This is a genomic window from Desulfoferula mesophila (assembly GCF_037076455.1).
Lineage (GTDB): Bacteria > Desulfobacterota > Desulfarculia > Desulfarculales > Desulfarculaceae > Desulfoferula > Desulfoferula mesophila.
Map to the genome: position 1 here is coordinate 1,406,331 of NZ_AP028679.1, position 12,629 is coordinate 1,418,959.

16 protein-coding genes and 1 pseudogene are annotated in these 12,629 nt (G+C 57.0%); 3 read left to right on the plus strand and 14 right to left on the minus strand.

The window, feature by feature from the left end:
- Nucleotides 1–22: 22 nt before the first annotated feature.
- From AACH32_RS06160 to AACH32_RS06175, 6 genes are all read right to left on the minus strand, one after another.
- Nucleotides 23–232, minus strand: coding sequence for a DUF3185 family protein (locus AACH32_RS06160; protein ID WP_338605904.1), 210 nt, complete (start codon nucleotides 230–232; stop codon nucleotides 23–25).
- 58 nt (nucleotides 233–290) lie between these two features.
- Nucleotides 291–446, minus strand: coding sequence for a DUF3309 domain-containing protein (locus AACH32_RS20860; protein ID WP_350341539.1), 156 nt, complete (start codon nucleotides 444–446; stop codon nucleotides 291–293).
- Nucleotides 447–532: 86 nt separating this feature from the next.
- Entirely contained in the window at nucleotides 533–847 is a 315-nt protein-coding gene (locus AACH32_RS06165) for a BON domain-containing protein (protein ID WP_338605905.1), read from the minus strand.
- A 504-nt stretch (nucleotides 848–1,351) separates the two neighbouring features.
- Nucleotides 1,352–1,531: a CsbD family protein gene (locus tag AACH32_RS06170; protein WP_338605906.1), complete on the minus strand. Its 180-nt coding sequence runs from the start codon at nucleotides 1,529–1,531 to the stop codon at nucleotides 1,352–1,354.
- A 249-nt stretch (nucleotides 1,532–1,780) separates the two neighbouring features.
- Complete coding sequence (locus tag AACH32_RS20865; RefSeq protein ID WP_350341540.1) at nucleotides 1,781–1,933, minus strand: LuxR C-terminal-related transcriptional regulator; 153 nt, start codon at nucleotides 1,931–1,933, stop codon at nucleotides 1,781–1,783.
- Nucleotides 1,934–2,021: 88 nt separating this feature from the next.
- Nucleotides 2,022–2,213 (minus strand): Thivi_2564 family membrane protein, encoded by a 192-nt coding sequence (locus tag AACH32_RS06175; RefSeq protein ID WP_338605907.1) that lies wholly within the window; start codon nucleotides 2,211–2,213, stop codon nucleotides 2,022–2,024.
- A 336-nt stretch (nucleotides 2,214–2,549) separates the two neighbouring features.
- Between AACH32_RS06175 and AACH32_RS06180 the strand changes: the two genes are divergently transcribed.
- Nucleotides 2,550–3,584: an IS110 family transposase gene (locus AACH32_RS06180; protein ID WP_338606643.1), complete on the plus strand. Its 1,035-nt coding sequence runs from the start codon at nucleotides 2,550–2,552 to the stop codon at nucleotides 3,582–3,584.
- A gap of 351 nt (nucleotides 3,585–3,935) precedes the next feature.
- Here AACH32_RS06180 and AACH32_RS06185 read toward each other — a convergent pair whose 3' ends face one another.
- Complete coding sequence (locus tag AACH32_RS06185) at nucleotides 3,936–4,457, minus strand: terminase small subunit (RefSeq protein WP_338605908.1); 522 nt, start codon at nucleotides 4,455–4,457, stop codon at nucleotides 3,936–3,938.
- Nucleotides 4,458–4,526: 69 nt separating this feature from the next.
- Nucleotides 4,527–4,718, minus strand: a complete 192-nt coding sequence (locus AACH32_RS20970; RefSeq protein ID WP_434062345.1) for an NrdR family transcriptional regulator — start codon at nucleotides 4,716–4,718, stop codon at nucleotides 4,527–4,529.
- A 65-nt stretch (nucleotides 4,719–4,783) separates the two neighbouring features.
- Here AACH32_RS20970 and AACH32_RS06190 point away from each other — a divergent pair, with 65 nt between their 5' ends.
- The gene (locus tag AACH32_RS06190; protein ID WP_338605909.1) at nucleotides 4,784–5,014 is read left to right on the plus strand and encodes a hypothetical protein; all 231 of its coding nucleotides are present in this window, start codon (nucleotides 4,784–4,786) and stop codon (nucleotides 5,012–5,014) included.
- A 490-nt stretch (nucleotides 5,015–5,504) separates the two neighbouring features.
- On the opposite strand, the gene AACH32_RS06195 is transcribed toward AACH32_RS06190, so the two are convergent.
- The 5 genes from AACH32_RS06195 to AACH32_RS06210 all read right to left on the minus strand — a co-directional run bounded on the left by AACH32_RS06195 (nucleotide 5,505) and on the right by AACH32_RS06210 (nucleotide 10,921).
- Nucleotides 5,505–7,595: a bifunctional DNA primase/polymerase gene (locus AACH32_RS06195; RefSeq protein WP_338605910.1), complete on the minus strand. Its 2,091-nt coding sequence runs from the start codon at nucleotides 7,593–7,595 to the stop codon at nucleotides 5,505–5,507.
- Nucleotides 7,588–7,800, minus strand: a complete 213-nt coding sequence (locus tag AACH32_RS20870; RefSeq protein WP_350341541.1) for a helix-turn-helix transcriptional regulator — start codon at nucleotides 7,798–7,800, stop codon at nucleotides 7,588–7,590. The genes AACH32_RS06195 and AACH32_RS20870 overlap by 8 nt, the downstream gene beginning before the upstream one ends.
- A gap of 95 nt (nucleotides 7,801–7,895) precedes the next feature.
- Nucleotides 7,896–8,615 carry a hypothetical protein gene (locus tag AACH32_RS06200; protein ID WP_338605911.1) on the minus strand — a complete coding sequence of 240 codons (720 nt, stop codon included), beginning with the start codon at nucleotides 8,613–8,615 and terminating at the stop codon, nucleotides 7,896–7,898.
- A gap of 182 nt (nucleotides 8,616–8,797) precedes the next feature.
- On the minus strand, nucleotides 8,798–9,472 hold the full coding sequence (locus tag AACH32_RS06205) for an IS1595 family transposase (protein ID WP_350341542.1): 675 nt from the start codon (nucleotides 9,470–9,472) through the stop codon (nucleotides 8,798–8,800).
- A 237-nt stretch (nucleotides 9,473–9,709) separates the two neighbouring features.
- Nucleotides 9,710–10,921 carry a site-specific integrase gene (locus AACH32_RS06210; protein WP_338605912.1) on the minus strand — a complete coding sequence of 404 codons (1,212 nt, stop codon included), beginning with the start codon at nucleotides 10,919–10,921 and terminating at the stop codon, nucleotides 9,710–9,712.
- A 192-nt stretch (nucleotides 10,922–11,113) separates the two neighbouring features.
- On the opposite strand from AACH32_RS06210, the gene AACH32_RS06215 reads away from it, so the two are divergent.
- The gene (locus AACH32_RS06215) at nucleotides 11,114–11,908 is read left to right on the plus strand and encodes a hypothetical protein (protein WP_338605913.1); all 795 of its coding nucleotides are present in this window, start codon (nucleotides 11,114–11,116) and stop codon (nucleotides 11,906–11,908) included.
- 67 nt (nucleotides 11,909–11,975) lie between these two features.
- On the opposite strand, the pseudogene modC reads toward AACH32_RS06215, so the two are convergent.
- Nucleotides 11,976–12,629 (minus strand): annotated as a pseudogene (gene modC, locus AACH32_RS06220) (molybdenum ABC transporter ATP-binding protein); the annotation flags it as partial.

Below are 12,629 nucleotides of genomic sequence, written 5' to 3' on the forward strand. Positions count from 1 at the left end.
TCACGCTTGGCATCGACATCATCTAGCGCTTCCTACCCACCAATACCAGCAGCAACCCGGCCACTGCCGCAGCCGCCCCACCCACCAGGTAAGCCATGGTGTTGTTGGTGTAGCGCCCGGTGAAAGTCTTGGAGGCTGAATCCACCAAGGAATCGGTGGCGGTAAAGCCGTAGACGAGCAAAATCACTCCCACCACCAAAAGTACGATGCCCGATATTTTCCAAAGATTCACGTGGTCGCCTCCGCCTAAAAGTATGGATCATGTCGACTTGCGGTGACTTCGCTGAATATCAAATACGTCCCAATAAAAAGAGCACTATAACGATAACAAGGATCACTCCCAGGATGGAGCTTGGATAATATCCCCACCCCCTGCTGTGCTGCCAGGAAGGGAACGCACCTATAATGAAAAGGATCAAAACAATTACCAGTATTGTTACTAACATCCCCGCCTCTCTTTCTTGCACATGCTGGAAGTTTGAAAGCCGTTAACCATCCCGGAGATAGCTACAGACCCTCCTGATTCACCAAGCTATTTTACGAGCAGATCATTTTTCACCGACACGACACCCTCGACGCTGCGGGCAACTTCCCCCGCCCTTCTGACGCTCTCCGCGGAATTAACAAAACCGCTTAACTGAACCTCTCCCTTGTAAGACTCGACGCTGATTTGCATCGTTTTAAGCATAGGATCGTTAAAGATTGCGGCCTTTACCTTGGTTGTGATGGCGGAGTTGTCGACATACTGCCCGGTGCTTTCGCTGGTTTGCGTGGCAGCGCACCCCAGGAATATTGTCATCAGCCCGATAACAACCAGTAAGCCCAAACTCTTTTGCAGCTTTCGCATGACTTATTCCTTTATCGTTAAGTTGACCCAGTCAGTTGCTCAAGTGCATTTTCCGGCCACCCGATATATTGCTTTATGCAGCTCCTCGGCGCAGATGACGGGACAAGCTTGCTTGCAGGCCTAGGGCTGGTTAGCCGCTGGGGTTGCTGCCTGCCGGCATCCTGGTGAAGCGCTGGGCCACCCAGCCGAACTGGTCATTGGGGGCCTGCATGTAGAGCCATCCAGGTGACTGACCGTAAATAGTCAGGTTTAAGCCTTGAGACACAGTGGCCGTCACTGGTGTAGTTGCGGCCGGGGCCCGAGCGAACGTTTAGCAGGGGAGAGGTCACCACCGCCATGCCCTGCAGAGTGGCAAGGCCAGGGTGCTGGCCAGAACCAAGCAGCCCAACCGGCCTGCCCAGCGCGATATTACGGTTCGTTTGCTATGCAACATATCTCAATCCCTTTCCGGGATTGCTCTTAACGTGGATGCAGGTTCTAGGTTCCCGACGCGCGACCGTCGCCCTATTTCCCCGCAACCTTCTCGATCTCGCCGACCTTTTTCTGTATTTTGCCGGCCCTTTTTTCGTCTTTACCTGCGCCTTCCAATTCAGAATTCATGCTGGCTTTACCGGCGAGTTCCTTGACCTTGCCCTTTACTTTGTGAAGCGTGCCTTCCGCTTGATTCTTAGTGCTGGATTTCATGAGTTCTCCCATCCTTGTTAGTTTGAGAAGGGCCGCAAAGGACTTTCGAACCGTCGAACTATTTGTCCGACGGAGAGCCGCTTCTCAGTGGTCGGTAGGCTTGCCTTGGCGAGGTTGGCCGAAGCTTGGCCGCGAGCGGTTAGAGGGAGCAAGCGGTGCCCGCTGTGTCTTTATTAAATTATCCCCTGAAATCCTGGAAACGCACAGATTAGATACCGTTTAAATAATGACTATATAAAATCACCATTATCAAAGCTCGGATAAGCGGGCACTCAAGCTGACCTCGCATCCTAATATACTAATTTTACGACGTATATTGTGCCTATAGGTAGCAACCGTGTCACCTGATACATTCAACACCTCGGCGATCTCCTTGGTCGCCAAGCCCTCTCGAATCATCATGACCGCCTGGATCCCTCCAGGCGTGAAACTGAATTTAGGAGAGTTCAGCCGCTGGGTAAAGGTGCCATGCGTATAGGCTCAACAACAGTTACTTCCCCACGCGGATACTGGATAGCGAACCGATAACTCCAAAAACGCTCAAAAGCCACAAAACGACGACAATCACCACGACGGCATTCAAGATCGTCTTGATGGAGCCCGCCATCGGGATGAATCGGTTGATGAGCCAGAGAACAACACCGACTGCGATCAGGACAAGCAAAACTTGAAGTAAAGGCATGATCTAACCCTCCATGATTTGTTGATGAAAGCAGGCAAGGGTGCTCCGCTCTTGCTTATGCGCTGCTCTGAGCGCAGCTGATTTTCGGTTCAAGCTCTCCCTTATTTCTGCCGACTACTAATACCATTATGCTTGAAAGCTGCCGCTCAGTTCGTCGGTGCAAACCGGACATTGCGATGGGCTCGGGAGTATCGAATGCAAGGGAGGTGCGGCAAGCTGCGGGTCGGGCTGCAAAAATGGGGTCCAAGTAGTGCTAAGATGAGATGAGTGTGGTCATCCCCCCGCTTTGGGACAATGGTCTTGGGTACTTAGAGACCATTAAAGGGAGGGTTGACCATGATTTATGTTGGCATGGACATTCACAAGAAGACCACGACTTTTTGCGCTTTGGATCAGGAGGGCAAAGTCATCCACCGGGGTACGGTTCCCAGCGGTGAAACTGGATGGCTTGATGCAATCCATCGTTGGCCCAAAGACGAAATAGCGGTTGCTCTTGAAACTGGCTCCATGACCTGGTGGGTGGTGGATGTGTTGCGTGAGGCTGGAATTGAGCCCATCGTGGTCGACGCCCGTCAATTCAAAATGATCGCCGACAGTAAGAAGAAGAGCGACCGCCACGATGCCCGGGCCCTTGCCGATGGGCTGCGAGGTGGCTTGGCTGAGCGAATCGCGGTCAATGTGCCTAGAGAAAAAGCACGTCGGGCCCGCTCTTTGATGCAGACTCGGCAGCAAATTCTCAAGCAGCGCAATATGACGGTAAACGCAGTAAAGGCCATGCTGCGTTCGGTTGGGGTGGAGATGAAAAAGGCCCAATGGCCCAAGGATAGCCACTGGGAAAAAGTCCTTGATAATCCGGCGGTGCCCATTTGGATGAAGCCATTCCTGATCACCCAACGCAGCATCTGGGACCACTTGGAGCAGCAAAGGCAGGAGTTTGATGCCTTGGTCCATGAGGAGTTGAGCTGTTGGCCTGAGGCGCAACTGCTTCTGGAGATGCCCGGTTTCGGCCCCATCGTCACCCTGGGCATTCTCAGCGGCATAGATGACATAAAGCGTTTCAGGCGCTCAAATCAGCTGGCCAGTTATGCCGGTCTGATCCCCTCGTCCCGTGACAGCGGAGCGGTGCAACGCCGGGGAGGGATAACCCGCCAGGGACGAAGTCTGATGCGCTATTTCGCGGTGCAGGCCGCCTGGGCGGCCATGCGCAGTAAGAATCTCACGATCCCTTTGCGTAAATGGTCCCGCAGGCTGATTGTGAAGCGGGGAAAGAAGGTGGCTGCAGTTGCCTTGGCCAGAAGACTTCTAGTCCTGGCCCACAAGCTATTGACCACCGGAGAAGTTTATAACTCCAAATACCCAGTCGTGGCCTGAGCAAAAAGGAGATTGTTGGCCTAAAAAAAGCGAACGCGCTATTCGAGGATTGGCGTCGAACCTGAAATACTTGCTTGTGGCCGGGACCACGTTGCTAAGATGAGGGGCGCCAATTCTCGATCCACATCCATGCGCCGGGTCTTAACTGAGCGCGAAGAGAAGCTTGAAAGCGCGATCGCCCTTAAACTGGCTTTGTCCGGAAAAAAGGAAAAGGCCTATTGATAAATTTTGCCCTTGACCAGAATGACCACACTCAGAGAAGTAAGCTAAACTACGAGATTGCGTTCGCAACAGTCGGCTTGCATATCCTCTATTAATTTTGGGCCCACCGATATTGCTGCAGAACCCGCTTTAACCAACCACCCCCAGCTTGGCCTGGCGCTCCTCGATAAGCTTGAGGGCCTCCTCGATGCTGTTATTGACGTTGACTTCGATGTCGGCGCCGATCACGCCCGTGTGCTTGGCCAGCAGCTCCAGGGCCTTCACCTTGACCGGGCTGCCCATGCTGATCTCTACGGTCTCAACCTCTCCGACCTTGCTGGTCTTGACCTTGCCCACCCCGGCCTTGCCCTTATCGCCCAGCTCCTCGGAGGTGAGCAGGGTAACGCCCTCCGGGCCCCAGGAGCAGACATCAGTCAGGCGGGCGAAGCCCACCGCAGCCAACTCGGCCACCACCTGGTCGGCGGTTACGCCGGTGCGCTCGCATCGCTTGGCCTTGGCCTTTTGAATTGCTTTCAGAACGTATGTTTTCGTAACTAGCTCTCGCCCATAGGCCGGACTTTTGAGCCCAGCCCGCAGGGCAGCCTGGCTGGCGTTGAGATCCACCATATACTCATCGACGAAACGCTCCTGCTTGGGGGTGAGATCATACAAATTAAATACCTCCAAGGTCATTATCTTTGACCTTGGAGGTAATGTCGCCTTACATATATGGAGGTATGGTTAAAGCCTGCATAATCTACCGGCGCAATCAAAGGAGGTGCCCTCGCGAGGGGGTTCCTCCTCTATTATGCGCTCCTCGGTAGTCCAGCGATGGCCACAGGTTATGCACTCCCGGCGCCGGCGCACCCGGTCAGAGTAGCCCTCGGTGGCCACTACCCGGTCCTGGTTGCTTTTGCACTTTTGGCAGTCCATTTAACTGCGCTCCTATCTCTGCCTTAATTGGCCGAGATCGTCGATTCTGGAGGATAAATCGGCCCGTGAGTCCCGAAGAAAAACTCTTTTGGTGGCCGGCCGCCGATGCCTTTCCGCCGGGGGTTGGTGCCCATTCTGAATTTGTGCAAGCAACAATCATCAGAGTGGAGCATGCGGCCGGTGCATCGCGCTGCCTCGGCCGCGGAGCCGGCGCAATCTATGCAAAATTTTTGAATAGTCTTGAGCCGGCTGATTTTTACCCCATCGGGGAGGTGGTTGAGGCGGGAACCATGTAACTGGCAGTTGATGGACTGACATTCTTTAACAAGGGCACGGCCGCCACCCATACAGAAAAGACAATGTGTTCTAATCGCTTTTTGCGGTGTCATACTCAGATCTCCTTTCCTATGGTGCTCGATCAATACCGCGTTGGTGTAATGGCCAGCAGGTTAAGCTCTGGCAGGTGACGCCGGGCCTCCAGGGTCCAGGCCATGAGGGCCGCCTGGATGGCATATTCCTTTTGCTGGGGCATCAAAACCTCCTAAATAAACCCATAGCAGGCCCTGCTACGGGTTTGCGCGAGTTGTTCTTGAGTGATCTCAGCCAGTTGGGGGGTAAACCAGTACCTGTAGCAGCCCCCCCTATAAATAAAAGGGTCCAGGGGCCCCCAGGGGGGGAAATATATATTTTTATATACTTATATATATAGTTACTAATTAACATATAAGTAGCTTGATTTCCTTGGGAATAACCCGTAGCAAACCAGTAGCAAACACGTTGCTACTGCTATTGGTTCTTTGCCTGGCAGTAGATGTCGCAGCCAGGGCCCCGAGTCGGGGTGTATTTCATAATCACCAGCACCCCGTTGCTCACCATGGTCTTGAGCAGGGAGTCCCTGGTCTGCATGCTCTGATGCAGAAAACGGCCCACCTCGGCCGCCGTCAAACCCGGCCTGTCCACAGTTGACTTCTTCTTGATCAGGGCCAGCACCCTCTTTTCCTGAGCCTCCCATTCGTTGTCCGAGATCTGATCCTGGGTCCGGTCCACCAGCCCGGCCACCAGGTTGTCCACCAGCCCGGCCGCCCAGCGTAGGGACTCCATGCCCACCTCCTTCTCGATTACCCCGGCGCCGTACAGGCTCACCGCATGAACCAGGGCCAGCTTGGCCGCATGCTCCACGGCCCGGCCGTAAATCGATCCCACGGCCTCCTTGCGATGCTCGTTGCGCAGTTCAAAGTAGGTGTCCCCCCACCGAGCCATCTCATCCTTGGCCTCGCGGGACATATCCACCTTGAAGGGCACCGGGATCCGGGCCAGATTGCCGCCGGTATGATCCACCGGGATGTTCCAGACATGGTCCAGGGCCTCCACCAGGGCCTCGGGCACCGAGGTGTCCACGGTCTCCTTGGGCCGGGGCGCAGGGCGATCCGAGGAAAACATCAGGAGGCGGGCCAGGAAGCCGTCAGCCACCTCTGAGGAGGTCATCCCCCCCCAGAAGGTCTCTGGGGTCCCGGTTCCGTAAAGGCCCAGCAGGTGCCAGTGTAGGACCACTGGGTCCTTGGTCGCGTAGCTCTTGGTGTAATGGTGGCCGGCCCCGCTGAACATCTCCATCAAGGTCTTGGGGATCTCGGCGCCGGGGGAGTGGGGCTTTTTGATCGCCTGGTAGAGCAGCCCCACCTCATCGATGGTCAGCATGGTGCGCTGCTGCCCCTCCTTGGAAAGCCAGTGCATGATCGCCGAGGCCGAGGTGGGATCGTTGGGGCCCATCACCCGATGGCACTCGCCCCCCATCAGCAGGGTGGGCAGGGCCTGGTGGGCGGCGTTCTTGCCGCAGCCAGAGTAGCCCAGGCAGACGCAGTACATGTTGGTGCGCAGCCCGGTCTCGGTCATCACCCGCTGCCCGGCGATGGAACCCAGGACGGTGATGGCCGCGGCCAGGTTGAACGGGGCGTAACTCACCGCCGTGGAGCGCTCGATGTAGGCCATGATCTCACCCAGCAGGCCGCCGGGCTCGAGCAGCTCCGCGGGGAACTCCTCGGCCGGGGCGCAGGGCTCGGGCACCGCCGCCGTCAGGCCGGGCAGGTTCTCCACCGGGGCCCGCTCGGGGTGGTTGCGCCGGTCCAGCCTGTAGACCGACCTGACGGTAGTCTCCACCTCCCGGGCCCCCATGGGGGGTTGGCATATCTTGCGGTTCCAGCCCTCGGCCAGGAGCAGGGCCTCATCGATGTCGAGCCCCTTGGCGATCCACTTGCCGGCCATCTCGGCCAGGGCATGGTTGCGGCCGCCCTTGGGGACCGAGGCCCGGGACTCGGTGCTGACCTGGATCCCGGTGAGATCCACGCCGGCCAGGTTGCCGCGGCGCGAACTGTCAGGGAGGGCGGGCTGACAGTTATCCGGAGGCGCCCATTCGGTCAGGCCGTCCCAGCCATCGAGGCCCGGGATGAACTTCCACTCGTAGGCCACGCCGCTGGGGTGGATCGATGGGGGGCAGACCACATAGCCGCCTTCTGCCCGGATGTCGATCTGGTCGCGCCAGCCCACTGCGTTCTTGATCTCCACCCCGGCCGGGATCTTGTAGAAGGCATGAAAGGCGCTGGGCTTGCCCGTCTTGGAGTAGACCGAGGTTTTGGGAGCGTTTTTGCTGAACCATTCCATCCCCTCTGGCCCGTCTACGTCCATGGCCCAGATGCCAGAGATGGACCCACAGACGATGGCCAGGTTGGCGTCAGGCCATCGCTCGAACCAGGCCTCGACTTCCTCCTCGGTGGCCCGGCGGTGTTGGAACTCCTCCCACCTGACCAGGGGCTTCTTGCCCTTGGGCTCGATGGGGATCACCGAGATCCCACGGTCCAGCAGTTCGAGCGCGGTGTTAAGCACGCCGCCCCGCCTGGCCGGTATCGCTGGTGGAGGTGCGCAACCGCTCTACGATCCAGGCCTCCAGATCAGCTATCCGGTACCTGACAGATCCTCCGAGCTTAGCGTGACGGGGTCCATTACCTCGCAGGCGAAGTCCCTCAAGCGTCCTGTGCGATAGCGAGAGATAGGCGGCAGCTTGTTTGGTTGTGAGAAGCGAATCCTGCATAAGTTACCTCCAGAAAACCTGCGTCGGTTGTAGTATCTGGAGGTATTTTTGGTTCGGTAGGCTGTAAAAGTCACATAATTAGGGCGTGGGAAATATTACGGTTTTTTTTCTTTATTTTCCACGTAAGTTAACGCTATAAAATCACTCAAGGTTTTGTCTGGTTCATGTTGGTACCCCAAACCCAAAAGGCACTCTTTTATAAAAAGAAATCCACGTCCGGTACACTCTATCCATTCTTTGTCTGCCCCAGCTCTGTATTTCTCGCCAGTAGCCCCCTCATAAAAACGTAAGAGCCTTGAAACTGCGTCCTTTTTTTGAATGCGATCTGTGGTCTCCCCGGTTGGTCGCCCCTGCTGGGCCTTAGGTATTTGGTCAAGCACAGTTTCGGCACCATCTACTACATAACCGATTAATTTTTGCATGTTGTATAAAAACATTGAGAGACCGTCAGCACCGACGAAACCGCGTATATCATTTTTCTCCTGAACGGCACGCTCCACTTCGATCCACCCATCAGCGTGCAGGTTGTCCATAGCAAGAGAAAAAGCTCGGCCAGTTTTAATCAAGCCATCAAGCCCCTCTTTAAAAGACTTTGGCCCCATGCGATTTTGTAACCACATGCTCAAAAAAATGTGATCTAGGAGGAGTTCTTTTAATTGATTTTTTTGGTGGTCCTTAAGGGCAAGGTTTATCACGTTTTGTTTCGCAATGATCTCATTAACTCCCGCCTGTATCTTTGCCAACTCCTCGTGAGGCATGCCGGCGGCTACAGGACTTATCCCTACTAATTTTTGACCCTTGATTTTTATTTCCATTTTAACTGCCTGATAGTGTTGCAGTGAATGTCAACATGCGGCACCGAAGTATAAGCATCATATTGATTGATAATTTTCATAACACGGGCAGCGGTGCCAAAAGCCCTCGTTCAATCAGTATTCTAAAATGACTAGACACACTTAGCGCTAGGGCTGATATGGTTTAAAAATTAGGGCCTAGACTAGTTGAGAGGTTTCTCCCTGAGCATCTTTAGCAAGATAGCATAGAGGTCTTGCCCTCGGTAATTGAACCTGAGCTCGGACTCCTTCAGATGCAGGTAAAAGGTGGAAGAAGGAAGCCCGTTGAACTTCATGAGCCTAGCCTTGGCAAAGGACCAAAAGGACTCGATGCCGTTTATACGGTTTCGTCCCTTGGCGAACTGGTCTTGGCCATGCTGGACGCGATAATGCTTTTTGTAACCCAGGTCCACCAGGCCGTTGTAGCCTCTCCAACCGTCGGAGTGAATCACGCTCTTGGAATCCACTTTTCCTCTGATGATGGCTTGTAGAGTGGCTTTGGCGCAATCGGGCACGATCTCAGTGTAGACTCGGCCACCCCTCTGAAGGATGCCGAAGACCGGAGTTTTGCCATAAGCGCCGCGCCCCCTTTTTCCTTTTACCCGCCTTGCTCCGAAGTAGGATTCATCGACCTCGATCTCTCCCTTGAAAGGCGACTCCTGCTCACACAACTCGGCAATGCGCTGGCGAATCTTAAAAAGGTAACGGTTGATTGTGTTCCGGTTTAATCGCGTCAACGAGGCGATTTTGTTGGCCTCCAGGTCCAGTGCGAAGAGCCTCACTAGATCCCTAAATTTGGCCTCCGAAATCCTTGCACGGCGAACATACTTGTTTTTCATGCCTATACAGCTAGTTAGAGTACTTCATCATACTCCCAACTAGTCAAGGGCCAAAATTATTAGATGATATCGTAGTCAGGTTCCAAAAGTCACGGCAGGATGTTAAGGATTTAGTTGAACTGGCTGACTAAAGAGAAGGCACCAAAAGAACTGGGAAAAGCCTCTGGCCATTCATGGTTGCCCTGCCGAACAGTGAAAGTAGGTCCGTACTACTGCCAATAGCTCAAAAAGTTATCCTCAGGTGCGCCGGTCATCCCTCGCGTCTATACTCATCACCTTTTGCTTAGTCGGTGCCCTCATGGCGCCATCAATTAGGCTGGCTACCTGGTCGGCTGCTTGTTTTACCGGGTCCTGGGCCAAGTGAGCGTAACGCTGAGTGGTGGCCGCCTGGGTATGGCCCAGCAGGGCCCCAATCACCGGCAGGGACAGGCCGGCAGCGGCCCCTACGCTGGCGAAGGAGTGCCTCAAATCGTGGAGCCGCACATCCTCCAGCCCCGCCCGCTCCCTGATCCGGCGCCAGGGCTGTTGCAAGTTAACTAGCGGCCTCATGGGCCGTGCGCCCGGGCATACAAATGGATTGCCGGCCTGGCGGGGCGTGCTCTCAAGTAGGTCCAGGGCGACTTGCCCCAAAGGAACAAATCGCTGTCCGGTTTTGCTGTCCAGCAGGTTAAGGCACCCACGATCCCAATCAACGTCATCCCACCGGAGAGTTAGGACTTCAGAGAGCCGGCAGCCGGTAAATATCAACAGCCGCACGGCGGTGACCACGGAGGGCAGCCCCGAGTCCTCACGCTCAATCTCGACCAGCACTTTACCCAGCCGAGCCCATTCGTCCTTGGACAAATAGCGCTGCCGCTTTTTCTCTTTGTACTTCTGGATGTGCCTGGCGGGGTTGCTGCCATCAGGCCGTAGACCCCACGCCTCGGCCAGGTTGAACATTTTGCGCACCACCTCTAGGACGCGGTTGGCCTGGTACGGCTTTTCTCGCAAGCTGTGATGCAGTTTCGCGATCTGCTCGCGGGTAACCTCATCGACGTTATAGCGGCCCAAGGCGGGCAGGATGTACTGATCAACGAGGAAACGATCCTTGCGGATGCTCTCCGCCTTTTTTTTAACCTCGCTATGCTCGGCCATGTATCGAGAGGCCAACTCTGAGAACGCAGGAGCGCTCCTGCCGGCACTTTTAGCCTCGGCGGGGTCCTGGCCCCGGGCCACCTCTCCAAGCCGCTCCTTGGCCAATTTACGGGCCATGTCGACGGTTAATTTGCCGTAGGCCCCCAGGGTCAACTTGCGGGTGCGGCCTTGAGAGTTGCGGTACTGGCAGATGAAAACCTTGCCTCCAGAAGAGCGCACCCTCAACCCGAAGCCCGGGAGTGCCTCATCCCAGTAAACCCTCTCCTTGTCCTGTGGAATCACGCTATCGACAAAACGTTTAGTCAACTTCGGCATGGTGGTTATCCTTTCCAGGTCCTGCCGGGAAGCCTATGGGAAGCAGGCGGGAAGCAATTGCCGGGTAGGATAGCGTAGGGCGAGGTATCATAGCAAGCATTAACTATGCTAATTAACGCAGAGTAACGTTTTAGGGAGTAGCCGAGAGGCCCTTAACCTGGTGGTGCTCAACCACCAGATGGGGATGAGGCCATGAAGTCCTTGTCCAGCCTGCGTCTGGCCGTGGCGCTCATGGCCTCTTTGGTGCTGTGGGCCGCCTGGGGAGTCCAGATGGCCGCCAGCCCTTCCCTGGCCCCCCTGCTGCGCGCCTTGGCAGAGGGGCATCTGTTGCTGCACCCTTCCCAGTGGGGGCAGGCCCCTGGGTTGGGTTTGTTGTGGGTCGCGGGCCTGTTGGGCCTCAGCGCCCTGTTGGCCCTCAACCTGCTCTGTTGCAGCCTGAGCAAGCTGGTGCGCAATTGGTCTTGGCGCAACGTCTTGCTCCTGGGCCTGAACTTGGCGGTGCTGCTGGTCATGCTGGCCCACGGCGCCACCTTGGTGGTGGGCTACCAGCGCCAGCATCAGCGCCTGCTGCCCGGCCAAAACCTGAGCCTGCCGGACGGCGCGGTACTCAAATTGACCATGGCTCACCTGGAGCCCGAGGCCCTGGCCGCCTGTCTGCGCCAGGCCTCCGCCAAACAAACCAGCCGCCGTCCGCGCTTTCCCCGGGGGCCGGGCTGGGCCGAGGTGTCTCTGACCCGCGACGGCCTTGACCTGGGGCAGGGCCGGGTGGCTTTTATGCAGCCCTGGCAGGCCGACGGGCTGCGCGTCAACCTGGTGGGCTACTTCTGCCTCCCCGGCTCCGCGCATACCCTGGGCGCGGTGCTCAACGTGACCCGCCGTCCCCTGGCCGTGCCCTTTTTCATCGCCTACGCCGCGGCTATGGGTTGTTGGCTGCTGCTGCTCCTGTGGGACCTGCGCCGCAAGCGGGGAGGTCCGGCCCAGGACTAGCGGCCGGGTCGCCTCAGCTAAGCCACAGGCGCTCCTTGGGCCAGGAATCCAGCAGGCGGCGGAAGCTTTCCATGTCTTCCGCGCCCCGCGCCCGGCCGCGCTCCACCCGCACCACCTCGTCGGCCAGGCGCAAAATTTCGCCGGGCTGGTGGCTCACGTAGATCACCGGGATGGCCAGGTGCTTGGTCAGCCGCCCCAGGTAGCCCAGCACCTCGTCCTTGCGCTGGGCGTCCAAAGAGGCCAGGGGCTCGTCCAAAAGCAGCAGGCGGGGGCTGGCCAAAAGGGCCCGGCCCATGGCCACCCGCTGTTTTTCGCCGCCCGAGAGCTTGGCCGGACGCCGCTCCAGCAGGTCCTCCAGGCCCAACAGCTCCACCACCTGATCCCAGGAGGCCCAGCGGTTCGCCGGGGGCACCAGGCGCTGGCCATAGGCCAGGTTGCCCTTCACCGAAAGGTGGGGGAACAGGCGGCCCTCTTGAAACACGTAGCCCACCCGGCGGCGTTGGGGCGGCAGATCAATCCTGGCCTGGGAGTCGAAAAGCACCCGGCCCTCCAGCTCGATGCGCCCCTGATCAGGGGTGAGCAGCCCGGCCAGCATGTTGATCAGTGAGGTCTTGCCCGCCCCCGAGGGCCCGAACAAGGCGGTGACTCCGGGCCCGCCCCGGCCGAAAGAGGCCTCCACCGTGATGTCGCCCAGGCGTTTTTCGAGCTTCACCGAGAGCAT